The organism is Actinomadura nitritigenes, from assembly GCF_017573545.1.
GTDB lineage: Bacteria > Actinomycetota > Actinomycetes > Streptosporangiales > Streptosporangiaceae > Spirillospora > Spirillospora nitritigenes.
Map to the genome: position 1 here is coordinate 130,188 of NZ_JAGEOK010000004.1, position 23,330 is coordinate 153,517.

The 23,330-nt window shown below is 69.6% G+C and carries 23 protein-coding genes and 1 tRNA gene; 11 read left to right on the forward strand and 13 right to left on the reverse strand.

The window, feature by feature from the left end; genetic code table 11:
• The first annotated feature begins 94 nt into the window (after positions 1–94).
• Both J4557_RS06975 and J4557_RS06980 read left to right on the forward strand, forming a co-directional pair.
• A complete protein-coding gene (locus tag J4557_RS06975; protein ID WP_208265602.1) occupies positions 95–1,045 on the forward strand; it encodes an NADP-dependent oxidoreductase in 951 nt (316 codons plus the stop codon).
• Between the two features lie 157 nt (positions 1,046–1,202).
• Complete coding sequence (locus J4557_RS06980; protein ID WP_208265603.1) at positions 1,203–2,393, forward strand: FAD-dependent monooxygenase; 1,191 nt, start codon at positions 1,203–1,205, stop codon at positions 2,391–2,393.
• Positions 2,394–2,415: 22 nt separating this feature from the next.
• Here the strand turns inward: J4557_RS06980 and J4557_RS06985 are convergent, their stop codons facing one another.
• Positions 2,416–2,982: a MarR family winged helix-turn-helix transcriptional regulator gene (locus J4557_RS06985; RefSeq protein WP_208265604.1), complete on the reverse strand. Its 567-nt coding sequence runs from the start codon at positions 2,980–2,982 to the stop codon at positions 2,416–2,418.
• A gap of 81 nt (positions 2,983–3,063) precedes the next feature.
• Here J4557_RS06985 and J4557_RS06990 point away from each other — a divergent pair, with 81 nt between their 5' ends.
• Positions 3,064–4,317, forward strand: a complete 1,254-nt coding sequence (locus J4557_RS06990; protein WP_208265605.1) for an MFS transporter — start codon at positions 3,064–3,066, stop codon at positions 4,315–4,317.
• A gap of 78 nt (positions 4,318–4,395) precedes the next feature.
• Here J4557_RS06990 and J4557_RS06995 read toward each other — a convergent pair whose 3' ends face one another.
• Entirely contained in the window at positions 4,396–5,472 is a 1,077-nt protein-coding gene (locus tag J4557_RS06995) for a slipin family protein (RefSeq protein ID WP_208265606.1), read from the reverse strand.
• 220 nt (positions 5,473–5,692) lie between these two features.
• On the opposite strand from J4557_RS06995, the gene bagA reads away from it, so the two are divergent.
• Positions 5,693–6,688 (forward strand): ATPase BagA, encoded by a 996-nt coding sequence (gene bagA, locus J4557_RS07000; protein WP_307799491.1) that lies wholly within the window; start codon positions 5,693–5,695, stop codon positions 6,686–6,688.
• 88 nt (positions 6,689–6,776) lie between these two features.
• Positions 6,777–7,937 (forward strand): ATPase BagB, encoded by a 1,161-nt coding sequence (gene bagB, locus J4557_RS07005; protein ID WP_208265607.1) that lies wholly within the window; start codon positions 6,777–6,779, stop codon positions 7,935–7,937.
• 433 nt (positions 7,938–8,370) lie between these two features.
• On the opposite strand, the gene J4557_RS07010 is transcribed toward bagB, so the two are convergent.
• Positions 8,371–9,237, reverse strand: a complete 867-nt coding sequence (locus J4557_RS07010; protein WP_208265608.1) for a MerR family transcriptional regulator — start codon at positions 9,235–9,237, stop codon at positions 8,371–8,373.
• 125 nt (positions 9,238–9,362) lie between these two features.
• Here J4557_RS07010 and J4557_RS07015 point away from each other — a divergent pair, with 125 nt between their 5' ends.
• Positions 9,363–9,767, forward strand: a complete 405-nt coding sequence (locus tag J4557_RS07015; protein WP_208265609.1) for a hypothetical protein — start codon at positions 9,363–9,365, stop codon at positions 9,765–9,767.
• A gap of 211 nt (positions 9,768–9,978) precedes the next feature.
• Here the strand turns inward: J4557_RS07015 and J4557_RS07020 are convergent, their stop codons facing one another.
• Positions 9,979–10,290, reverse strand: coding sequence for a WhiB family transcriptional regulator (locus J4557_RS07020; protein ID WP_151540244.1), 312 nt, complete (start codon positions 10,288–10,290; stop codon positions 9,979–9,981).
• A gap of 394 nt (positions 10,291–10,684) precedes the next feature.
• Between J4557_RS07020 and J4557_RS07025 the strand changes: the two genes are divergently transcribed.
• A complete protein-coding gene (locus J4557_RS07025; RefSeq protein WP_208265610.1) occupies positions 10,685–12,961 on the forward strand; it encodes a penicillin-binding protein in 2,277 nt (758 codons plus the stop codon).
• An 88-nt stretch (positions 12,962–13,049) separates the two neighbouring features.
• Here the strand turns inward: J4557_RS07025 and J4557_RS07030 are convergent, their stop codons facing one another.
• Entirely contained in the window at positions 13,050–13,505 is a 456-nt protein-coding gene (locus J4557_RS07030) for a GatB/YqeY domain-containing protein (protein WP_208265611.1), read from the reverse strand.
• Positions 13,506–13,598: 93 nt separating this feature from the next.
• Between J4557_RS07030 and J4557_RS07035 the strand changes: the two genes are divergently transcribed.
• The 3 genes from J4557_RS07035 to J4557_RS07045 all read left to right on the forward strand — a co-directional run bounded on the left by J4557_RS07035 (position 13,599) and on the right by J4557_RS07045 (position 15,232).
• Positions 13,599–14,495, forward strand: a complete 897-nt coding sequence (locus J4557_RS07035) for a metallophosphoesterase (protein WP_372442450.1) — start codon at positions 13,599–13,601, stop codon at positions 14,493–14,495.
• Positions 14,492–15,121: a class I SAM-dependent methyltransferase gene (locus J4557_RS07040; RefSeq protein ID WP_208265612.1), complete on the forward strand. Its 630-nt coding sequence runs from the start codon at positions 14,492–14,494 to the stop codon at positions 15,119–15,121. Before J4557_RS07035 ends, J4557_RS07040 begins: the two co-directional genes overlap by 4 nt.
• Positions 15,122–15,158: 37 nt before the next feature.
• Positions 15,159–15,232 (forward strand) — tRNA-Pro (locus J4557_RS07045).
• A gap of 93 nt (positions 15,233–15,325) precedes the next feature.
• Here J4557_RS07045 and J4557_RS07050 read toward each other — a convergent pair.
• The 7 genes from J4557_RS07050 to J4557_RS07080 form a co-directional block, all read right to left on the reverse strand.
• Positions 15,326–16,537, reverse strand: coding sequence for a site-specific integrase (locus tag J4557_RS07050; protein ID WP_243775402.1), 1,212 nt, complete (start codon positions 16,535–16,537; stop codon positions 15,326–15,328).
• Positions 16,515–16,691 (reverse strand): CopG family ribbon-helix-helix protein, encoded by a 177-nt coding sequence (locus J4557_RS07055; protein ID WP_208265614.1) that lies wholly within the window; start codon positions 16,689–16,691, stop codon positions 16,515–16,517. Before J4557_RS07055 ends, J4557_RS07050 begins: the two co-directional genes overlap by 23 nt.
• A 146-nt stretch (positions 16,692–16,837) precedes the next feature.
• Complete coding sequence (locus J4557_RS07060; protein ID WP_208265615.1) at positions 16,838–17,017, reverse strand: helix-turn-helix domain-containing protein; 180 nt, start codon at positions 17,015–17,017, stop codon at positions 16,838–16,840.
• A gap of 219 nt (positions 17,018–17,236) precedes the next feature.
• Positions 17,237–19,060 carry an FtsK/SpoIIIE domain-containing protein gene (locus tag J4557_RS07065; protein WP_208265616.1) on the reverse strand — a complete coding sequence of 608 codons (1,824 nt, stop codon included), beginning with the start codon at positions 19,058–19,060 and terminating at the stop codon, positions 17,237–17,239.
• Positions 19,061–19,419: 359 nt separating this feature from the next.
• Positions 19,420–19,614, reverse strand: coding sequence for a hypothetical protein (locus J4557_RS07070; protein ID WP_208265617.1), 195 nt, complete (start codon positions 19,612–19,614; stop codon positions 19,420–19,422).
• Positions 19,615–19,824: 210 nt separating this feature from the next.
• Positions 19,825–20,034 (reverse strand): hypothetical protein, encoded by a 210-nt coding sequence (locus tag J4557_RS07075; RefSeq protein ID WP_208265618.1) that lies wholly within the window; start codon positions 20,032–20,034, stop codon positions 19,825–19,827.
• Between the two features lie 453 nt (positions 20,035–20,487).
• On the reverse strand, positions 20,488–20,676 hold the full coding sequence (locus J4557_RS07080) for a DUF397 domain-containing protein (RefSeq protein ID WP_208265619.1): 189 nt from the start codon (positions 20,674–20,676) through the stop codon (positions 20,488–20,490).
• Positions 20,677–21,598: 922 nt separating this feature from the next.
• On the opposite strand from J4557_RS07080, the gene J4557_RS07085 reads away from it, so the two are divergent.
• Complete coding sequence (locus tag J4557_RS07085; protein ID WP_208265620.1) at positions 21,599–23,032, forward strand: helix-turn-helix domain-containing protein; 1,434 nt, start codon at positions 21,599–21,601, stop codon at positions 23,030–23,032.
• On the opposite strand, the gene cutA is transcribed toward J4557_RS07085, so the two are convergent.
• Positions 22,998–23,330 (reverse strand): divalent-cation tolerance protein CutA, encoded by a 333-nt coding sequence (cutA, locus tag J4557_RS07090; RefSeq protein WP_208265621.1) that lies wholly within the window; start codon positions 23,328–23,330, stop codon positions 22,998–23,000. The genes J4557_RS07085 and cutA overlap by 35 nt on opposite strands.

The window sequence follows — 23,330 nt, forward strand, 5'->3', positions numbered from 1 at the left end:
TAACCTCTTCCGGCGCCGCGATGTTCCGGGCGACAGTGGCCGTACCGCGGGGGCCTTCCCCCGCTCCCTCCCACGTCAGGAACGGAGTTACGGCATGCGCGCGATCATCGTGGAGAAGCCCGGCGGACCGGAGGCGCTCGAGGTCGCCGAGGTCGGGGAGCCGAGCCCGGGACCCGGGCAGGTGCGGATCCGGACGGCGGCGGCCGGCGTGAACCCGGTGGACGCGGCGACCCGCGCCGGGCTGCTCGCCGACGCGGGGCTGATGCCCCCGTTCGGCTCGCGGGGCCCGATCGGCATCGGCTGGGACGTCGCCGGGACCGTCGACGCGGTCGGCCCGGACGTCACCCGGTTCGCGCCCGGCGACCCGGTCGTCGGGCTCCGGGACCGGCTGGACGTCCCGCTCGGCGCCTACGCGGACGCGATCGTCCTGGACGCGTCCGCCGTCGGGCGCGCGCCGCGCTCCGCGTCCCCCGCCGAGGCCGCAACGCTCCCGCTCAACGGGCTCACCGCGTCGCAGGCCCTCGACCTGCTGGACCTCCCGTCCGGCGGGACGCTGCTGGTCACGGGCGCGGCGGGCGCGGTCGGCGGGTTCGCGGTCCAGCTCGCCGTCCTGCGCGGGCTGCGGGTCGTCGCGGCGGCGTCGGCGGCGGACGAGGCGCTGGTGCGCGGGCTGGGCGCGGAGTGGTTCGTCCCGCGCGGCGTCCACCTGGGCGACGCGGTGCGCGCGCTCGTGCCGGGCGGGGTGGACGGCGCGCTGGACGCGGCGCTCCTGTCGGTCGCGGCGCTCGACGCGGTCCGGGGCGGCGGCGCGTTCGTCGCGGTCAGCGGCGGTCCGGCCGCCCCGGTGCCGCTGCGCGGCATCGCCGTCCACAACGTGTGGATAAGGGCGGACGGCACGCGGCTGGAGCAGCTGTCCGCGCTCGTCGACGCGGGACGCCTCACGCTCCGCGTCGCCGGCACGTTCCCCCTGGAGGAGGCCGCCAGGGCGCACGAGCGGCTGGAGGCGGGCGGGCTGCGCGGGCGGCTCGTCCTCACCCTCGCCTGACCCCTGACCCCGGCCGGCGCCGCCCCGGCCGGGGCCGCCCGACCCCCGCTGACCCCGGCTGACGCCGCCGGACCTCCCTCGGTCAGCGACCGGTGCGCCGCCGGTCAGGGCGTCCGCCGAGTCTCTGTGTCAACGGCGACGACGAACGGAGACGACGATGACCATGAACGTGCTGATCTCGGGTGCGAGCATCGCGGGCCCCTCCCTGGCCTACTGGCTGAGCCGCCAGGGCCACCGGGTCACGGTGGTGGAGCGGGCCCCGGGCATCCGCCCCGGCGGGCAGGCCGTGGACTTCCGCGGCGAGGTCCACCTGAGCGTGCTGCGGAAGATGGGCGTCCTGGAGGAGATCCAGCGGCGCCAGACGCACGGCGGAGCGCTCGACCTCGTCGACGCCGAGGGCCGGGTCCAGGTCAGCCTGCCGGACTCCTTCACCGGCGGCGACGTGGAGATCCACCGCGGCGACCTCGCCGAGATCCTCTACACGCTGACCCGCGACCGCGTCGAGTACGTCTTCGGCGACTCGATCGCGGCCCTGGCCGACACCGGGGACCGCGTGCACGTCACCTTCGAGCACGCGGCGCCCCGCGTGTTCGACCTGGTCATCGGCGCGGACGGGCTGCACTCCAACGTCCGGCGGCTCGCGTTCGGGGAGGAGTCGCGGTACGTGAAGGACTCCGGCCACCACGTCGCGATCTTCGAGGCGCCGAACCGGCTCGGCCTCGACACCGGCAAGCTGTACAGCGAGGTCGGGCGCGGCGTGTCGGTCTACCCGACGCGCGGCGGCGCCGGCGCGAACGTGATGTGCGTGTTCACCGACGACCGCCTCCGGCCGCACCACCGCGACGTGGACGGGCGGAAGCGCGCGCTGGCCGACAGGTTCCAGGGGATGGGCTGGCACACCGGCACCCTGCTGCAGGACATGTGGAACGCCCCGTACTTCTACTGCGACTCGATCAGCATCGTCCGGATGGACTCCTGGACGAAGGGCCGCGTCGCGCTGCTCGGCGACGCCGGGTACGGCGCGACCTGCGGTGGGATGGGCACCGGGCTGGCGGTCGTCTGCGCGTACGTGCTGGCCGGGGAGCTGGCGGCCGCCGGCGGCGACCACCGCGCCGCGTTCGCCGCCTACGAGAAGGGGATCAAGAAGTTCACCACGGCGTGCCAGCGGGTCGCGGGCGGCGCCGGGTCGTTCTTCGCGCCGAAGAGCGCGGGCTCGCTGCGCCGCCGCGTCGCCCTGTACAAGCTGCTGACCAGGGGACCGCTGGCGAAGGTCCTCGACAAGCTGGCGACGCAGGCCGCCACCGCGATCAAGCTGAAGGACTACCCCGAGCCGCCGCGCGCGGCATGACCGCCGGCCCTCGCGGCTCCCGTCACTCCTCCCGGACCTCCTGCTCGGCGCGCACCATGACGCGCCGCAGGAGGTCCGACAGCGTGCGGCGCTCGTCCGCGGTGAGGCCGCCGAGCAGCCGGTACTCCTCGTGCCCGACGCCGCCCATCGCGCCGAGCCACGCGGCGCGCCCCTCCTCGGTCAGCTCGACCAGGACGCGCCGCCGGTCCGTGGCCGACGGGGTCCGGCGGACGAACCCGCGCCGCTCCAACGCGTCCAGCCGGCCGGTGACCGAGTTCGGCGGCATGCCGAGGTCGGCGGCGAGCTCCGACGGGGCGGCGGCGCCGTGCCGTCCGCCGAGCGCCAGCAGGGTGTCGTACTCGTGCCGGTGCAGGTCGTACTCCAGGAGCGACCGGTCCTTCACCCGCCTGATGTGCTCCACGAAGCGGATCATCCGGGTGACGGCGCCCTCGATGTCGGGATCGAGGTCGGTGAGGATCCGCGCCCACCGCGCGACGTGCTCGTCGGTCCGGTCGCGCGGCCCGCCCGCGCCGGCCGGGTCGTCCGCGCCGTCCCTGCCGCCCCCGCCGCCGTCCCTGCTGCCGTCCATGCACGGATCGTACGACCCTCGCTACTTCATCGGCGAATAATTCTTTGACGAATAGTTCGGCAGCGAATTACATTGCGGCGCATGGCCCACCCCCTGCGCGGCCGCGACTTCCGGCTGCTGTTCACCGCCCGCGTGCTGTCCCTCACCGGCGACGCCGCCGTGCCCGCGGCGCTCGCCCTCGCCGTGCTGCGCGCCACCGGCTCCACGTCCGCGCTCGCCCTCGTGCTCGGCTGCGCGATGGTGCCGCGCCTGCTCCTGCTGCCCGTCGGCGGCGTCCTCGCCGACCGGCTCGACGCCCGCACCGTCGCCGTCGCCACCGACCTCGCCGGCTGCGGAGCCCAGCTGTTCGCCGCGATCGAGCTGCTCGGCGGCCACCCCCGGCTCTGGCACCTCGCCGCCGCCCAGGCGGTCGGCGGCGCCGCGTCGGCCTTCCAGACCCCGACGATCTCCCCGGTGATCACCGGCACGGTCGAGGCCGGCGGGCTGCGGAAGGCCAACGCCCTGCTCGGCACCGCCAACGGCGCCACCCGCCTGGCGGGCCCCGCGCTCGCCGGCACCCTCATCCTCACCGCCGGGCCCGGCTGGACGTTCCTGATCGACTCCGCCTCGTTCGCCGCCAGCGCGGCGCTGCTCGCCCTCGCCCGCGTCCGCCGCGCCCCGGCCCCGGACCGGACGGACGGCGGATCGGCCCGCCGCCTGCTCCGCGACCTCGCCGAAGGCTGGGGCGAGGTCCGCTCCCGCGACTGGTACTGGACCAGCCTCATCGCGCACGCGGCCTGGAACGGCGCGTCCGCCGTGCTGCTCACCCTCGGTCCCGCCATCGCCGTCGACCGGCTCGGCGGCGAGGGCACCTGGGTCGCGACCGTGCAGGTCGGCGCGGTCGGCCTGGTCGCGGGCGCGCTGCTGGCCGCCCGCGTCCGGCCGCACCGGCCGGTGCTCGTCGCCAACCTCGGCCTCGCCGCGTTCGCGCTGCCGCTCGCGCTGCTGGCGGTCGCCGCGCCCGCCCCGCTGGTCATCGCGGCGTACGGGCTGGCGCTCACCGGGCTCGGCGTGCTGAACCCCACGTGGGAGACCGTCGTCCAGCTGACCATCCCGCAGCGGTCGCTGGCGCGCGTCACCTCCTACGACTGGCTGCTCTCCCTCGGCGCCGCGCCGCTCGGCTACGCGCTCGCCCCGTGGGCCGCGTCCACGTGGGGCCCGTCCGTCCCCCTCATGATCAGCGCGGTGCTGGTCGGCGCGAGCTGCCTGGGGACGGCCGCGGTCCCCGGCGTGCGGGCGCTGACCATGCCGAAGGCCGCCCAGACCGGACCCGGGCCCGTCCCCGCGGCACCCTGATCCCCGGCCGCCTCGGGGGCGCACGCGTCACGCGCGCCCGCGGCGGGCGGGCGCGCGTGAACGGGGAGGCGGCGGGCGTCAGAAGTCGGTGGGAGGCTCCTGCTCGCGAGAGCCGCCCCCGGCCGGGCGGTCGCCGCCCTCGATGCCGCGCCGCTCGCCCTCCTTCGGCCCCCGCACCTCGCCGGACCGCTCGTCCCGCGCCGCCCCGTGCCGCGGCCGCGGTTCGTCCAGCCCGATGACCGGAGGGACGTCCTCCGCCGACTCCAGCGTCGACGGCTGCTCCGCCGCCTTCGCCAGGTCCTCCTCCGCCTTCGCGAGCCGCTCCCGCAGGTCCAGCCGGTTCGCCTCGGACTTCGACCCGCCGTCCGCGCCGCCGCTCATCTTGTCGAAGAACCGCAGGATCTCCACCGGCAGCGGCATCACCAGCGTGCTGTTCTTCTCCGCAGACACCTCCACGACCGTCTGCAGCAGCCGCAGCTGCAGCGCCGCCGGGTCCTGCGACATGATCTCCGCCGCCGCGGCCAGCCGCTTGGACGCCTGGAACTCGCCGTCCGCCGTGATGATGCGGGCGCGCCGCTCCCGTTCCGCCTCCGCCTGCCGGGCCATGGACCGCTTCATGCCCTCCGGCAGCGAGACGTCCTTGATCTCCACCCGCTCGATCAGGATCCCCCACGGATCCTGGGTGATCTCGTCGATGATCGAGCGCAGCCGGACGTTGATCTTCTCGCGCTCGCCGAGCAGCTCCTGCATGTCCGCCTGGCCGATCGCCGACCGCAGCGACGTCTGCGCCACCTGCGAGATCGCGTACCCGTAGTTCTGCACGTTCACGATCGCCTTCACCGGGTCGACCACCCGGAAGTAGACGACCGCGTCCACCCGCACGCTCACGTTGTCCTGGGTGATGCCGTCCTGCGCCGGCACCCCCATCGTGACCGTCTGCTGGTTCACCTTCTGCATCCGCTCGGCGTACGGGATGATCGCCGTCAGGCCGGGGCGGCGGACGGCGCCCGGCCGCAGGTGCCCCCCGCGCTGCACCTGGCCGAACCGGAACACGATGCCGTGCTCGAACTGCTGCACGACGCGCAGCGACGAGGCGAGCGTGATCAAACCGCCCACCACGACGATCAGCACAATGATCAGGGCCACCGTTGCCATCAGGGCCACCTTTCGCTCGTGGACGGTCCGTACCCGTCGGGGTGCGGACGTACCCGGCCCGAGAGCCGGCCTCACGTTTCCCAGCTAACCTCGCGGGAACGCCCGGCACAACGGCCCCGGCGAGCGATCTACCGACGCGCAGGGCATCGTGTCAGGGATCACTTGCATCAGGGAGGGCGCCCTCTAAAGTCCTTGCCGAGTGAACGATATGGTCGATCGGGTGAGCGCGAGAGACACCGACTGGGACGGCGTACGCCTCCACGTCGTCACCGGCAAGGGCGGGACGGGGAAGACCACCGTCGCGGCCGCACTCGCCCTGGCCCTGGCCTCCGGCGGCCGCAAGGTCCTGCTCGTCGAGGTGGAGGGACGCCAGGGCATCGCCCAGCTCTTCGACTGCCCGCCGCTGCCCTACGAGGAGCGCCGCGTCGCGGTCGCGCCCGACGGCGGCGACGTCTACGCGCTCGCCGTCGACACCGAAGAGGCGCTCATCGAGTACCTCGAGATGTTCTACAACCTCAAGCGCGCCGGGAAGGCGATGACCAAGCTCGGCATCGTCGACTTCGTCACCACCATCGCCCCCGGCCTGCGCGACGTGATCCTCACCGGCAAGACCTCCGAGTCCGTCCGGCGCAGGAAGAAGGACGGCACGTTCATCTACGACGCCGTCGTCATGGACGCCCCGCCCACCGGCCGGATCACCAAGTTCCTCAACGTCAACGACGAGGTCTCCGGGCTCGCCAAGGTCGGCCCGGTCCGCAACCACGCCGACACCGTGATGAAGGTCGTCCGCAGCCCCGAGACCGCGGTCCACTTCGTCACGCTGCTGGAGGAGATGCCCGTCCAGGAGACGATGGACGGCATCCGCGAGCTGACCGGGGTCGGGCTGCCCGTCGGCGGCGTCATCGTCAACATGGAGCACCAGCCCGTCCTGTCCGAGGACGACCTCGCCGCGGCCGCCGCCGGCACCCTCGACACCGACGAGATCCTGCGCGGCGTGAAGGCCGCCGGGCTGGAGCACGACGCCGAGTCCGTCGCCGCGGTCCTGGCCGCCGAGGCCGGCGAGCACGCCCGCCGCACCGCGCTGCAGCGCCGCGAGAAGGAGCGCCTGGAGTCCGTCGACCGGCCCCGCTACACGCTCCCGATGCTGTCCGACGGCATGGACCTCGCCGGCCTGTACGACCTGGCCGCCGCCCTCCGCGCCCAAGGCGCCGCATGACCGGGCGAATCGAGGTCCCGAGGCCGTCCTCGCCGAGGGGCGTGCCGGGGCGCCTCCCGCAGGAAACCCGCGTGATCCTGGAGACCGAATGAGCCCGGCCAAGAACCCGCCCGCGCTGGACGTCGACGCGCTCCTCGACGACCCGCGCACCAAGATCATCGTGTGCTGCGGGTCCGGCGGCGTGGGCAAGACCACCACCGCCGCGGCCCTCGGCGTGCGGGCCGCCGAGCGCGGCCGCGACGTCGTCGTCCTCACCGTCGACCCGGCGCGCCGCCTCGCCCAGTCCATGGGGCTGTCCGAGCTCGACAACAACCCGCGCAGGATCGAGATCGACGGCGACGGCGAGCTCCACGCCATGATGCTCGACATGAAGCGGACCTTCGACGAGATCGTCGAGGCGCACGCCGACCCCGACCGGGCCAAGCAGATCCTCGCCAACCCCTTCTACCAGTCGCTCTCCTCGTCCCTGTCCGGCACGCAGGAGTACATGGCGATGGAGAAGCTCGGGCAGCTGCACCGCTCCGGCGCCTGGGACCTGATCATCGTCGACACCCCGCCGTCCCGGAACGCCCTCGACTTCCTGGACGCGCCCGAGCGGATGGGCCGCTTCCTCGACGGCCGCTTCATGAAGATCCTCGCCGCCCCCGCCAAGACCGGCGGACGGTTCGGCGTCAAGGTGATCAGCGCCGGGTTCGGCATGTTCACCGGCGCGATCAACAAGGTCCTCGGCGTCCAGCTGCTCCGCGACGTGCAGACGTTCGTCGCCGCGTTCGACACCATGTTCGGCGGGTTCCGCGAGCGCGCCGAGAAGACGTTCCGGCTGCTCCAGACCCCCGGCACCGCGTTCCTCGTCGTCGCCGCGCCCGAACCGGACGCGCTCCGCGAGGCGTCCTACTTCGTCGAGCGGCTCGCCGAGGAGCGGATGCCGCTCGCCGGACTCGTCGTCAACCGCGTCCACGAGTCCGCCGCCGACGGGCTGTCCGCCGCGCGCAGCCAGGCCGCCGCCGAGACCCTGGAGGAACGCGGCGAGCACACGCTGACCGCCGCGCTGCTCCGCCTGCACACCGACCGGATGCAGCTCGCCGCGCGCGAGGAGCGCCTCCGCGACCACTTCGCCTCGACGCACCCGACCGTCCCGGTCACCGCCGTCCCCGCCCAGGCCGAAGACGTCCACGACCTCGACGGCCTCCGCCAGGTCGGCGAAGACCTCGCTGTATTTTCGCAATCCCGGCCCAAGCGCCTCGCCTAGCGGCTGTGTCTCCGCAAGCCCGGCCCAAGCGCCTCGCCTAGCGGCTCGGCGCTTGACCGTGCTTGGGCGAGCGCGACCTCGCTTCGCGAGCTTCCCGGCGGGGCTCGCCTCCGGCATCGCCCCGCCGGTCAGATAGCGCGCTCGCGCGACGGCTCGGGCCCCCGACCACCAACTTCCGCGGCTGCGGCTCGTGCCACGTCCGGCGCCTCGTCGCGGGAGCGGTGGCGTCACCAGACGTTCGTCGCCGCGTTCGACACCATGTTCGGGGGGTTCCGCGAGCGCGCCGAGAAGACGTTCCGGCTGCTCCAGACCCTCGGCACCGCGTTCCTCCAGGGCGCGTGACTCGTGCGGTTCCGCGGACATCCGGGCCGTCAGGGGTGCCGGGACGCGTGAGGCAGCACCAGGTTGGGCCCCGAGGACGCGCCCGTCCGGGCTAGTCCGTTCGTGCGGGGTGGGGTGGGGCGGGTGGGTCGGCGGGGGCCGGGGCGGTCTGGAAGACGGGCCAGCCGATCTCGGTGCGCCAGCGGGACGAGTCCGGGGTGTCGCGGCGGCCGACGAGGTAGTACTCGCGCATCGGGCCGTCCACCGCGAGCGCGTGCCGCGAGACGTACGCGGCGAGCAGGCCGTAGGAACGGTCCGCCTCGGCGGGCGGTCCGTGGTGCGTGATGACGGCGAGCTCCGCCGCCGGCACCTCATGCGGGACGACGCGGCCCATCGGGCGGACGGTCCCGGCGCACGGCACGAAGATGGTCATCTCGCCGCGATGCCGCGTGTACACCTCGTCCGCGAAGACACCGCCGGCATGGCCGGTCTCCTGCACGCCCTGCGCCGCGAGGGTCCCGTACAACTCGCCCAGCGCGCCCTCGAACCACGCGGCCATGTCGGCGACGTCGACGACGCCGGTGACGGCCGCGGCGCGCACCGCCGGCACGCCGCGCAGTTCGACGTTCGCGGACGCGTCCGCCGGGGGAGGCGCGAGGAGGTCGCGCAGCGCGGCGACGGCGCGCCGCGTCCGCCCGAGGTCGTCCTCCAGCCGGTGCAGGTGCGCGACGATCCGCTCGTTGCGGGCGTGCACGTCCGGCGCCGCGAGCACCGCGTCGATGTCGTCCAGCGGCATGCCGAGGTCGCGGAAACGGCGGATGACCTGCGCGGTCGGGATCTGCTCGGCGGTGTAGCGGCGGTAGCCGGTGGCCGGGTCCACGTGGGCGGGTTCGAGCAGCCCGACCCGGTGGTAGTGCCGCAGCGTCTTCACGCTCATGTGGGTGGCGCGCGAGAAGTCCCCGATGGACAGGTACGTCATGCCGCCCATTGTGCGGTCTCCCCTTGGGGGAGAGTCCTCGCCGCGCGTCCGGCTTGACCCTGCCCGTGCGGCAGCCGGGAGCGTCGGTCGCGACGGCCCGCCGGGCCGACGGAAGGAGACCGACGATGACGCAGGCGACCGACCACGGGCTGCCGCCCGCCACGATCGAGGACATCGCCCGCCGCTACGTCGCGGTGTGGAGCGAACCCGACGCCGGCAGGCGCCGCGCCGCCATCGCCGCGCTGTGGGCGGAGGACGGCGTGGAGCTCGTCGAGTCCGCGCGGTTCAGCGGCCACGCGGAACTGGAGGACAGGATCACCGAGGCCTACGACGAGTTCGTGGTCGGCCGCGAGTTCGCCGTGGTGCCGGCGGGCGACGTGTCCGGCCACCACGACGCCGTCACGTTCACCGTCCGGCTCGTGACGAAGGACGGCGACGTCGCGTGGGCCGCGCGGGCGTTCCTCGTCCTCGGCGAGGACGACCTCATCCGCTACGACTACCAGTTCACCGTGCAGCCCCTGAAGGCATGACCGGCGAGCCCAGCGCACACGCGCCACTGCGCGGTGTGAGCATGGGCAGGCGCGGCGGCAGGCCCGTACCTCATCGGTACGGGCCCGCAGCCGCACTCAGGTGGACCTCGCGGTCACCTGCCGTCGCCGGACGGACCTGGCGGCCCGTCCGTGCCCTCACCCGTCCACCGGACGGGCCGTGGGCGTCATCCCAACCGGTGCCGAGTCCCGCTCAGCTCGCGACGAGCTCTTCCTCGTCGGCCTCGACCGACCGCTCGTACTCCTCCTTGGCGGTCTCCAGCAGGTCGCGCCACGAACGCACGTCCGGCCGCCGGCGCAGGAGCGCGCGACGCTCCCGCTCGGTCATGCCGCCCCAGACGCCGAACTCGATCCTGTTGTCGAGGGCGTCGGCGAGACACTCCGTGCGCACCGGGCAGCCGCGGCAGATGAGCTTGGCCCGGTTCTGCGCCGCTCCCTGAACGAACAGGGCGTCCGGATCCGCGTTACGGCAGGCGGCGCGGGCGGTCCAATCCGTGATCCACATCTTGGCCCCACTCCCCTAGGGTCTGTGTCGATTTGCGCTCCTTGGCCGGACGGGCGCGGACGTCAGGCCGCCAAACGAAAGCCGTGGGGAAGAACTTACGGAAGCGAGGGACGATTCAACAGACCCCGATGGGCCCATTCTCGATATAGCCCACCGGGGCCATACCGCCGGAACGGACTAGTTACCTGTAGTTGACGCGCCAGACACGGCGCAGGTTGTCACGAGGGGCACATACCGGACGAACATCCTGCGCCCGCGGCCCGCTGCGCCCAGGCCCGGGGGACCTGTCCCGTATGCACTGGTCGTCCCGCGTACCCTAGACCCCGTGCGCGATGCGAAGCTAGCTCGGGGTAAGGCCTTCTCCACGCTGTTCAGGCTGTTGGGAGCGGGTGTCGTGGCGGGAGTCCTGGTCGCGTTCATCGCGCTGCCCGGCGTCGGCAGCGCGGGACTGACCGCGCGCGACGCCGCGAACAACTTCGAGAACATGGACAGCGCCCTCAAGACGACACCGCCGTCGGAGAAGACGGTGATGTACGACGCGAACGGCAAGCAGATCGCCACGTTCTTCGACAAGTACCGCGAGTCCGTCCGGCTCGACCAGGTCGCCCCCATCATGCGGCAGGCGATGGTCGACATCGAGGACTCGCGCTTCTACAAGCACGGCGCCCTCGACCTCAAGGGCACCATCCGCGCGCTGGCCTCCAACGTCGAGTCCGAGCAGACGCAGGGCGGGTCCACCCTCACCCAGCAGTACGTGAAGAACCTGCTCGTCGACCAGGCGACGACCGAGCAGGAGTACAAGGAGGTCACGGCCCCGACCGTCGGCCGCAAGCTGCGCGAGCTGCGCTACGCGCTCGACATCGAGCAGCACATGACCAAGGACCAGATCCTCGAGGGCTACCTGAACGTCGCGTACTTCAGCGCCGGCGCGTACGGCATCCAGGCCGCCGCCAAGCGCTACTTCAGCGTCCCCGCGTCCAAGCTGAGCCTCGGGCAGGCCGCGCTGCTGGCCGGCGTCACGCAGAACCCCACCCTGTACGACCCGATCCGCAACCCGAAGGAGGCCCGCAAGCGGCGCGACATCGTCCTCTACCGGATGGCGCAGCTCGGGGACATCTCCAAGGCGCAGGCGGACGCCGAGGCCGCCAAGCCGATCCTGCTGAACCGCACCGACCCGGTGGGCGGCTGCGAGTCCAGCAAGGCGCCGTACTTCTGCGAGTACGTCAAGTACGACATGCTCGACATCCTCTCCAACGGCAAGTACTGGTCGATGACGCCGAAGGAGCAGGAGACCGTCGTCAACAAGCTGAACCGCGGCGGCTACACGATCCGCACCACCCTCGACATGAAGGCGCAGAACGCCGTCGACCGGGCGCTGCGCGGCAACGTCGCGCCGGCCGGCAACCGCGTCGGCGCCGAGGCGATGGTCGAGCCCGGCACCGGCCGGATCAAGGCGATCGGGCTGAGCAAGCGGTTCGGCGCCGGCAAGGGCCGCACCACCATCAACCTGCCCGCCGACTCCCACCACGGCGGCGGCACCGGCGTGTCCGCCGGGTCGACGTTCAAGACGTTCACGCTCGCCGCGGCGCTGGACGAGGGCATCCCGGTCAGCACCACCATCAACTCGCCGCAGACGACGACCGTCGGCGGCTTCCAGCCCTGCAAGTACACCGGGACCATCAACGGGGTGAAGTACAAGAACCAGATGGCCGGCGGCGGCACCTGGACGCTCCACAACGCCGGTGACAGCGAGGCGGGCAACTTCGACCTCAAGACCGCGACCTGGCACTCGGTCAACACGTTCTACGCCCAGCTGGAGAAGCGCGTCGGCGTCTGCGACGCCGTCGCCATGGCCAAGGCGTTCGGCATGAAGCGGGGCAACGGGGAGGACATCGCGCCGGTCCCGTCGCAGGTCCTCGGCAGCAACGACATCGACATGGTGCACCTCGCCGCCGCCTACGCGGGCTTCGCCGCCCGCGGCAAGTACTGCTCGCCCCTGTCGGTCACGCAGGTCATCGACTCCGACGGCAAGCAGCTGAAGCTGCCCAAGCAGGACTGCCACCAGGCCGTCGACCAGGCCGTCGCCGACAAGGTCAACTCGATCCTCAAGGGCGTCCTCACCAAGGGCACCGCCGCCGGGCGCAGCATCGGCCGCCCGGCCGCCGGCAAGACCGGCACCTGTGAGGAGTTCACCTGCGCCGTGTTCGCCGGCTTCACCCCGAACATGGCCGCCGCCACCGCCTACTGGGACTACCGCGGCCCCTGGCAGTACAAGGTGTACGGCGTGTACGGCGCGGACACCCCCGGCGCCATGTGGCAGCAGAGCATGGAGTCCGCCCTGGCCGGCAAGCCCGCCCCCGACTTCAACACCCCGTCCCGCGACTTCGGCGACACCACCAGCGTCCCGAAGGTGAAGGGCATGAAGGTCGCCGCGGCCCGGGCCAAGCTGCTGGGCGCCGACCTCAAGGTGCAGGTCGCGTCCGGGTCCGTCGACTCCGACCAGCCGAAGGGCACGGTCGTGTCCACCTCGCCGGACGCGGGCACCGAGGTCCCGCCCGGCACCACCGTCATCCTCTACATCAGCAGCGGCAAGAAGGCCGGCGGAGGCGGGAACGGACGCGGGAACGGCAACGGCCAGGGCTACCCCGGCTGGCCGCCGCCCGGCAACTGACGACGCGAGGCCCGGCGAACGCCGGGCATGACAAGAGCCCGGCGAACGCCGGGCACGGGAAGGGCCCGGCGACCGCCGGGCCCTTCGCTCACTCCGCGAGCTGCCGCTTGACCTCCGCGGCGACACGCCCGCCCTCGGCGCGACCCGCGACCTTCGGGTTCACGACCTTCATGACCTGCCCCATCGCCCGCGGCCCCGCCGCGCCCGTCTCGGCGATGGCGTCCGCGACCAGCGCGGTCAGCTCCTCGTCGGACAGCTGCGCCGGCAGGTACTCCTCCAGCACCGCGCCCTCGTCCCGCTCCGCCTGCGCCTGCTCGGCGCGGCCCGCGTCCCCGAACGCCGTCGCGGCCTCCCGGCGCTTCTTCGCCTCCCGGGTCAGCACCTTCACCACGTCGTCGTCGGACAGCTCGCGCGACCGCTTGCCGGCGACCTCCTCGTTCTTCACGGCCGTCAGCGCCATCCGCAGCGTCCGCGTGCGGACGTCGTCGCGCGCCTTCATCGCCGCCGACAGGTCGGTCTCGAGCTTCTCCTTCAGGGCACTCATGGTCACATCATGCCCGCACGAACCCGGCCGCCTCATCAGGATTACCGCGAGGTGCCCATCTCTGGAACCATGGGAACCAGAGAAGGGAGAACCGTGCGAAAGATCTACGCCGCGTCCCTCGGCCTCCTGGGCGCGGGCGCCGCTACCTTCGGGTACGCCTCGGTGATCGAGCGGAACTGGTTCCGGCTCCGCCGGTTCGACGTGCCGGTGCTGCCGCCCGGCCGCCCCTCGGTCAAGATCCTGCACATCTCCGATGCGCACCTGACGCCCGGACGCTCCCGCCTCATCCACTGGGTCCGCTCCCTGGACGCCCTGGAGCCCGACCTCGTCGTCAACACCGGCGACACGCTCTCGCACCGCGACGCGATCGGCCCCTTCCTGGACGCCCTCGGCCCCCTCCTGGACCGTCCCGGCGTCTTCGTCTACGGGTCCAACGACCTGTACTCCCCGATCTTCAAGAACCCCCTGCGCTACATCTGGCGCACCAGCAAGTCGGACTACAAGCGGCACCGCCGCGAGCCCGACCTGCCCTACCGCGAGCTCGGCTCGTCCCTGCAGGCCGCCGGCTGGCTCGACCTGAACAACCGCATCGGACGCCTCAAGGTCGGCGAGCTCGACGTCGAGTTCGGCGGGATCGACGACAGCCACATCAACCGCGACCGCTACGACAAGGTCGCCGGCCCCGTCGACCCGCAGGCGGACGTCCACCTCGGCGTCATGCACTCGCCCGAGCCCCGCAACCTCGACCGCTTCGCCGCCGACGGCTACGACCTCCTCCTCGCCGGCCACACCCACGGCGGCCAGGTCTGCGTCCCCTTCTACGGCGCCCTCGCCACCAACTGCGGCATCGACCGGCCCCGCGTCAAGGGCCTGCACCGGCACCGCGGCTCCTGGCTGCACGTCTCCGCCGGCCTCGGCACGTCCCCGAAGGCCCCCATGCGCTTCTGCTGCCCCCCGGAGGCGTCCCTCCTCACCCTCGTCCCGCGGTGAACTGGAAGACCGCCCACCTCCAAGCCGCCCTCTACGACGCCGGCGTCCACAACCCCACCGTCGCCCGCCTGGCCGCCCGCCTCCTGTGGGGCTACGACATAACGCACCTGTGGCGCAGCCTCGCCGTCCGCCCCGCGGGCCCCACCCTGGACATCCCCTGCGGCGGCGGCCTGGTGCCCCCCGCCGCCCACCACGTCTCCGCCGACCTCTCCCCGGCCATGCTCCACCGAGCCCGCCGCCGCGGCGCCCGAACCCTCGTCCAGGCGGACATCACCCGCCTCCCCTTCCCGTCCGCCGCCTTCGGCACCTGCCTCACCTACAACGGCCTCCACTGCCTCCCCGACCCCGCGAAGGCCGTCTCCGAACTGGCCCGCGTCCTCCGCCCCGGAGGCACCCTCCGGGGCACCACCCTCGTCCGCGGCACCTCCCGGCGCCACGACGCCCTCTTCGCCCTCATGCGCCGCTTCGGCCTCTTCGGCCCCTCCGGCACCACCGCCGATCTCCGCGCCTGGCTCACCGCCGCCGGCCTGACCGACATCACCCTCGCCCCGTCCGGCGCCGTGACCGGCTTCACAGCCCGGAAATCAGGGACGCACCACTCCCGAACATCCGCTAAAGTGGTCTAGGCGCCGGGAGCACGTACGACTCCCGGGCAGCCACCACCGGGGTGTAGCGCAGCTTGGCAGCGCGCTTCGTTCGGGACGAAGAGGTCGTGGGTTCAAATCCCGCCACCCCGACACTGAAGTACCAGGTGAGAGAGGGTCTCGGAGATCGTCCGGGGCCCTTTTTCGATCTTTGAGGTCCGTGGGGAGCCAAACGGGGAGCCACCGTCACGCGACGGTTTCGGACTTCTTGCGACTAATCCCCGCCGCTCGTGCGGCGAAGACGTTGTTGATGGTCTCGGCGCCCGTGGTGATCACCGGCTTGAGCTGGTGCCGGTAGACCTCCTCGGTGACCGCTGTGGACGAGTGCCCGCAGAGATCGGCGATGTTCTCCAGGGGGACGCCGCTGTCACTCATGATCGAGACGAACGAGTGCCGCAACTCTCGGGGCGTCCACTGCTCCCCGATGCCTGCCTTCTTGGTGATCAGCCGGAAGGCACGCCGCACATTGGCGGCATCGAGCGGCGTACCGGTCGGTGAGCAGAAAACGAGGTTGTTGTTCTTCCATGCCTGGCCCGCCTTGAGGCGTTGCTTGGCCTGGCTCTTGTGATGCTCCCGGAGCGTCTCGGCTACCTGGGCCGGGAGTTCGAGGGTGCGTCGGGACTTGCGGGTCTTGGTGTCCCCGGTCGCCCGGACCGAACGCCAAACGTGGACCGCGAGGCGTTCGTGATCGAATCCAACTGCGGTCACAGGGCCCCATGCCTTCTCGTCGTCCAGCCATGCGACGACGTGATCCCACGTCAAGGCTCGGGCTTCCTCAGTGCGGACACCGGTGAGCAGGCTCAGGACAACGTACGCGTGAAGGCGAGACGGCTTCGCAGCCTCCAGAACGGCCGTTGCCTGCTCGAATGTGAGCGCCTTGCTCGGACGTCCCGCCTTGCCCGGTGGCGTGGTGACGAGATCCGCGACGTTCCGGAGAACACGGTCACGTGCCTGAGCGAAGCGGATCGATCGCTTGAGAATCGAGTGAACGCCTTGCAGGGTCCGCGTCGCGAGGTTGCCTTTCAGCCCGTCCAACCAGTCGTCCACGTGGTCGGCACGCAGGTCTTTGAGCTTGACCTTGCCGATGAGCGGGATGACGTGCTTCTCGGCGAGGATGCGGTTGGTGGTCACCGTGTTCGGGTCTCGTCCTCTGAGTCCCATGGCGAGCCAGTCATTGACCGCGTCAGCGACCGTGTAGTTCTCAGGGCCGTCGATACCGGCCTCAAGATCTTTGATGAGTTTCCTAAGCTTCTCCTTCACCTCCGTCTTGGTGCGCCCCTTGCGCTTGGGCCGGTTCCGCTTACCGTCCGGCTTGAAGCCGAGTGAGATGGCTCCGGTGTACCCGTTGCCTTCCGGGTAGATGGTCGCTTCGTAGCTACCGATCAGGATCTTTGCCAAGGGATTCCTCCTCGTGTCGGTCGAGGTATTCCTTGATCGCTTTCCTGATGACCCATGACACATCGCGCTCCTGCGAAGCGGCGTACGTGACTAGGCGATCCTTGAACGCCTTCTCCACGCGTACCGGTGGCAGGGTCGTCTTGTCGTCGGTCATGTGAGCGTCTCCTCTCGTGTGGTTCTGTGTGACCTTTACCAGGTCGGGAGCGCGCTCGCGTCGATGGAGTTATCAAGAAGCGGGACCTCGGGGCCTTCCCTCTCGGGCGCACCCCGAGGTCACGTAGAACAACGTAGCACAGTGTTCTACGGCATGTCCGTCTTCTCTTCGAGTGAGGCGATGAACTCGGCAACGTGCCGGTCAGTGATGCGGCGGAGCTTGCCGATCTTGATGCTGCGGAGTTGGCCGGTCCGAAGCAGGAAGTAGATCTTGTCTCGTCCTATCTGGAGGATTTCGGCGACCTGTTCGACGGTGTAAGCCTGCATGCTCACCTCCTCGTCTCCCGAGCCTTGCTCGGAGGTTGTCGGGCGTAGGGCTCTCCCCTCGTCGCGTTCGCGGGACGGCTACGTGGTGTTGATCAGAAGCTCGTCACCTCCTTCCGTGGTTACGTTTCGTGTTCGTCCACGTCCATGTCCACGGCTGCGTTTCGGGCCTTTACGTGCAGACGCGCGCAAGTGGACGTGGACGTGGACGATCACAGATCGTTACGAGTTGGACTGCGTGGCGCGCCACCGTCCTCGGGTGACCTGTCTGGCGCGCCCCTCGTCTGCTAGCTCCTGGAGCCGGTAGTAGACCCAGGAGCGGCCCTTGCCCGTTGCGCTCTTGAGATGGGCGATGGTGACCCCCTCGTCGGGGGCGCTTGACAGGAGCGTCCACAGCGCGGCCTCAGAGCCGCTCTCGTCACGCTTCGGCAACTCGGGCTCCGCCACTTCGGGTATGGCGTCTCCGGCCCCCTCCGCGACCGTCTGTCGCGGTTTGTCTCGCTCAGCTTCGAGAGCCGACCGCGAGACATGGTCAAGAGCCGGGCGGTTGTCAGCGTGCTGGTGGACCGTCGCACTCACGGCCTCATCCGTCACCAGGTAGGCACGGGCACGGCGGGGGCTGTCGTGGCCGGCTGCGGAGATGAGGAACTTGCCGGGCGCGTTGAGGGTGTGTGCGTGCCATCCCGCCGCGAGCATCCCTTGCCCAAGGATGAGATCGACGTCCTTACGCTCCCGGACGCGGAAGCTGACGCGAATGTCCATCTGCGATCGAACGGCACCCCCGCCCATGGCCTTCTGGGTCGGGCGCTGAGTCGCGGCGATGAGCTGGACGGCGACGGCCCGCCCGAGACGCGCGATGGAGTCGGTATCGGCAGCAGTGTCGGGCGCATCATCGGCGAGTTCGGCGTACTCGTCGATGAGGATCACCAGCGCAGGGAACTCCGGCGTTGGTTCCCACACACGTTGACCGCGTGCTGCGAGCCATTCGGCGCGACCTTCGAGGACCGTCACGGCGTCACGCAGCAGGGCCCGTGCCTGTTCGGGGGTGGTCGCGAGCCGATCAATACATGGCGACCAAGGGTTGAGTTCCATTCCTCGCTTGAGATCGATCGCCCAGACCACCACATCGGCGCAGGCCGTGAGGTTGCCCATCAAGACGTTGATTCCGCCGCTCTTGCCTGCTCCTGTCGCTCCGCCGAACAGGGCGTGTCGGCGCAGGAACAGCACGCGCGCGGGGGCGGCGTCCTCGAACGGGCCGAGGTCGATTGGCTCAGTGATGGACGATACGGAGGGGCCCGGCCACGGGATCGCATCGGCGTGCGGGTCGATGTCGAGAACGCGCAGCTCGAACCGGTTGGCCTTGTCGTCGGGAGTGGGGTGGACACGGACAGCACCTCTGAAGGTGCCTAGGGCCGACTCCAGTGCGGGAATCTTGCCTGTCACGTCTTGGATGGTCTGACCGCGTGCAAGCCCGAAGCGCGCACGCCATCCCCACACGTCCACGACGGCGGACATGACACGCGAGCCCTTGAGCCCGATCGCTTCGGAGATCTCGGGCCATGCTGCGAGCTTACGCTCGACGCGGACACGGGCACGGCGCCGACGGTGCGCCCACCAGGGGCCGGCGAGTAGGACGATCCCCAACAAGAGGAGCTGTGGGAGGGGCCGGACGAACGGCCCAAGAGCCGTTCCGACCGCGAGCCACGAACCGACTGCTGTTGTGACAGCGGCTGCATAGAGACGCTCGACACGGCGGGCAAGGCCAAGCCGTTCGCCCACTCCGACGAGAGCCGACGCGGCAAGGCCCGCGCCCCCGAGGAGCCATGGCCACCACTCCGGGTGGATGGCGTGTAGGGCTGACGCGGCAATCAGTGCCAGCGCAGCGACGTTGAACGGTGCCAGTTCGGAGCGGTACCGCCACAGCCACCGAGCGAACACGACAGCGGCGGCTTCTGGGAGTTGGTCACCGGAGTTCATGACCACCATCGGCTGTAGGCCGTAGCGGCGCATCCTGCGGGCGTTGCGGCGCATCTGCTGTGGCCTCATGGGCGCCCCCCGTGAGGCCATCCCTGCGCGTCCAACTCGTCGCGCAGGTATGAGAAGGGGTCGGGCTCTCCCTCGCGCTGAGCGGCGAGTGTGGCACGCGCAGCGGCGAGGAGATTCGCGCGCGAGAGACGCTGTGCATCGATATCGGTACGGAGCCGTGTGATTTCGGAGATGAGGCGGGGGGTATCGGAAAGGGCGGCGTTCAGGTGCTCCCAAAGTCGCGACATCGAGGTCATCGACTCGGACAGAACGGCGACCGTTTCACGAGCCGTGATGTTGCGGAGTTTGGCCTCCTGGAGATCGATCGTGTGGGGCTTTGGAGTGTCGGGCACTAGGCATCCCTCCTTAAGCCGGGGCCATCAGGAATGGGTTTTGGTCAGGGATTGAAGAACCGCGGTGACCACTCGACGGATTTCAGGTGCGGCGTTTGTCGCAGCCAGAAAGAAGCCGAACAGCAAGCAGACGACTGCATGCCATGCGCGCAGGCTCATGTACCGCCATGCCAGCCACATAACGGCCGCCAGCACCATCCAGAGCGGAAACGACACGTTCATTGAGGGAACTCACCTCCTTCACTGAGTCGGGAGATGGCCGGTTTTCGGGATCAGAGCCACAGGTCGGGAAACCGGGATCCTTGCTTGCGGCGACGCCAGCGAGCCCGCGCGCGGCATTTGCGGCACTTCCGGTTACCCGGCTCCACTCGGGCACCACACACGCACCGGAAACCGGTGATGATGCGAGGCATCTGCGTTTGGTTCATCTGCTTACCTCCGAGCCTTGACGCGGGCGGGGAGGTCGTCGCACGTCTGCGTGCGCAGCAGTCTGCGGGAGGCGATACCCGCGCTGGAGGAGGCGGTAGCGTTACGAAGGACGCGACGCTCTTCCGAGTGGATACCGATGACGAGCATCGCGAAGATGCCGGACACGGCTCCGGCGAGAAACACTGCGATGATGGACGCGAGAATGAGGATCATCGGGGATCACTCCCTTTCACCTACTGGGGGAACCTACGCCAGTGACAGTAGGTCCGGTGAAAGGAGCACACCTATCCCAGGATGAGATCCTGCGCTGATATATATCGCCGTCGAATATCGCGGTGAGATAATCGCGCTCGGGAGCGCGTAAGAGTCATAGTCCCTGATCAGGGGCAAGTTTGCGCAGGGTGTTACGTATCAAGCGCGCGGCCACGTCCATCCGGTTCCCTGGACAGATGGGGATGGGCTTGTGCCGACCATCTTGGTCAACCCACACCCACCAGTCCGGCCCGTTGGGCCTGAGCGGCTCGCAGGCGAGTAGCGGAAGGCGAACGCCGCATCGGGGGTAGCCGCCCATCCGTAGGAGCCCGAGACGTCCCTCAGAGCGCGCGGTCACAGTCCACCCATCACGGCCGAGAGCGACCCTAAGCAGGACCTCTCGCGTAGGGGTGATCACAATGCCTCGCTGTTCACAGCCTGCATCAGGCGTTGCCAGTTACGGCGGGTCACCAAGATCACGGGGCCGTTCCGGTCGGTTGAATCACGCACTGCGACGAACCCCGGGCCGTTGGCCACCTCGACGCATCCTTGTTGATTCAGCTCCTCGCACCGAGAAGCCCTCCGGTACTTCAGCACGCGCATTCTCGGCTTGCCCCTTCTCGCTAGCCTCTTTGAGTTTCTGCGGGCATGCGCAGGCGAAAGCCACGTAACAGAACCGGTCGACCCGATAGGAGCAGTAACCACGGTCGATCGCACGTAGCGCGTCGTCATACCTGGTGTCACCGGTTGCACGACCATCCGCCATGAGCAGACTGCGCAGAACCTCACGTGCCCTCGTGCGGTCATACCGCTCACTGAACGTCTCCCACATCCCACGACGGGACGTCGCCACATGCCAGTGATCGGGCGCTACGGGAAGGCCCCCCGTCAGCATGCGCTGTCTTGGCAATCGGGCCCACATGCGGCCCGAGCCGTCACGTGGGTCCCTGCGAGGTAGCCCACGATGCGGACGCTTGCGTCAATGATCTGATCTGCTGGCGCGATCGGCTCCCGCCACGAGGTATAGAACCACCGGGTACCGCCGTCCTCGGACCGGGCGCGGCACGTGATCGTGTCGCTCGTCCTTGACGACTCGACGCAGCACCCTTGCGTCTGGGGGTTCAGGACCTTGAGACCGCGCGTGGTCAGCTCGACCTGGAGGCGACGCGCAGACAAGTGCGCACCCAGCGCCGCCAACGGGTCATAGTCACCCGTACGATCATCCATAGCCAGGACCTCACTTCCTGGTCAGGCCCCGGGTCCCCCGATGTTGGCGCATCGGGCCGGGGCCGCTTTGTCTCTACGGCACGCCAAGGGAGTCCGCACGAAGTTGATCGGGACGCTTCATGTCGAGATGCGCGGACAGCCGTTTCTCTGACCCTGCGTGAGTGGCGCTCCGCCGGTCACGCGGAACGCTGGCAGCCGGCAGGGCCCTAGCAAATCTCACGGTGATATAGCACGATGTGATGGACTTGGAGCGTCACGATCCCCCGAACGCGGTACCAGGGAGCGGATACGCCGAGCCATGGCCGTTGACCAGCAGACCTTTCAGGACACCCTTGATCGTGTTTTCGCACGTCAGGACACCCTTGAGGCTTGCAAGAGCCGCGACCTCGGGGCCATCCTCCGCATCCTTGGCAGACACGGTGTCACTCAGGGGCAGGTTGCATCTCGGACCGGTATCGCCCAAGGTCGTCTGAGTGAGTACAAAACCGGCAAACGGGTCCCCGAGAAGACGTCCGTCTTCGAAAGCTTTGCCAACGGGCTCAACATGCCCGCCCCTGCTCGTAGGGCCATGGGTCTCGCCCCAAGGCAGGAGGCAGACCCAACCCCACAGAACGGCGGCAGCGACTTACAAACCCCCCTCGACGCTTTCGACATATTGCAACTCGCGACGGAAGCTGGGAGGCGAGGAGGCGAAGTGAGGCGGCGCGAAATGCTCGAACTCGCTGCCACCATCGGCGCAGGGATGGCCTTCGGGCGAAACGACATGTGGGAGCGCCTTGCCTATGCAATCACCAAGCCAGCGGCGGTAGACGAGCCCCTTGTCCGTGAGATGGAACTCCGCTCGGAAGGCTTCCATCAACTCGACCTCGTGATGCCATCACGAAGCCTCTTCAAAGCGATTCTGGCTCATCTCAACGAGCTGACCACGCTCCTCAACGGCATGGCCGATGACCCTCACAATGAGCTGAGGAAGCGACTCATCATCTCAGCAGGAGAAAGCAGCGTTCTCGCTGGATGGTGGGCAAGCGATTTCGGAAACATGGCCGCTGCTCGCACCCTCTACGAGACAGCAGAAAGAGCAGCCAAAGAGGCATCCGACCCTGCAATTAACGCTTGTCTGCTGGCCTACAAGAGCTACATCCCCAGCATGAGGGGAGCGCATGGCCGGTCCCGCGCACTCCTCACAGAGGCTCTACGAGTGCTACCCGCTTCTGTCTCACCAACGACTGAGGCATGGCTAGCGGCACGCCATGCCGAAGAAAGCGCGGCGCTAGGTGACAGGAAGCAAGCGCTGGAATCATGGGGTCGAGCAGAAGACGCCTTCAGCGTCGCGGACCCTGCCGAGGATCGCTCTTGGACATGCTTTTTCGATCAAGCACGATTCGACTCGTGCCGTATCTCGACCTACGCCAACATCCCGGGTCGACTCGATAAGGCCGAGGAGATCGCAAGCGACATGATCGCATCGGTCGGCGATTTCGAACAAAAGCGCGTGGCGATCGTCCTCGGCGACATCGCAGCGGCGCACCTGAGACACGGCCACATCAACGAGGCATCCCGCATAGCCAAAGATGGCCTTGCCGCTGTACGCGAATCGGAGTTCGCCATGTGGCTACCGAAGTTCGAAGAGGTAGCCAAGGGCGTAAACCAGTGGCGAACCAAGGATCCAGTGAGATCCTTCCTGGAAGACCTCGCAGTTACGAAGCGTCAGTTTGGCGCGTCTGCTCGGTGATCCAGTCGAGGTAATCCTCATTGCCCTCGATGATCGGCGTCGCGATAATCTCTGGCACGTCGTAGCTGTGGTTTTCCTTGATGAACTTCTTGAGGGCAGGCACGATCTCACCAGTCGTCTTGATGAGGAGCTGCCACTCCTGCTCGTTCTGAACCTTGCCATCCCACCAGTACAGCGAGCGAATCGGCCCGACGACCTGAGCGCAGGCAGCCAACCGAGCATCGGTGATGCGGGCTGCAAGCTCAAGCGCATGCTCCTCGCTGTCCGTCGTCGTCAATACCTGCACATAGTTCGACAT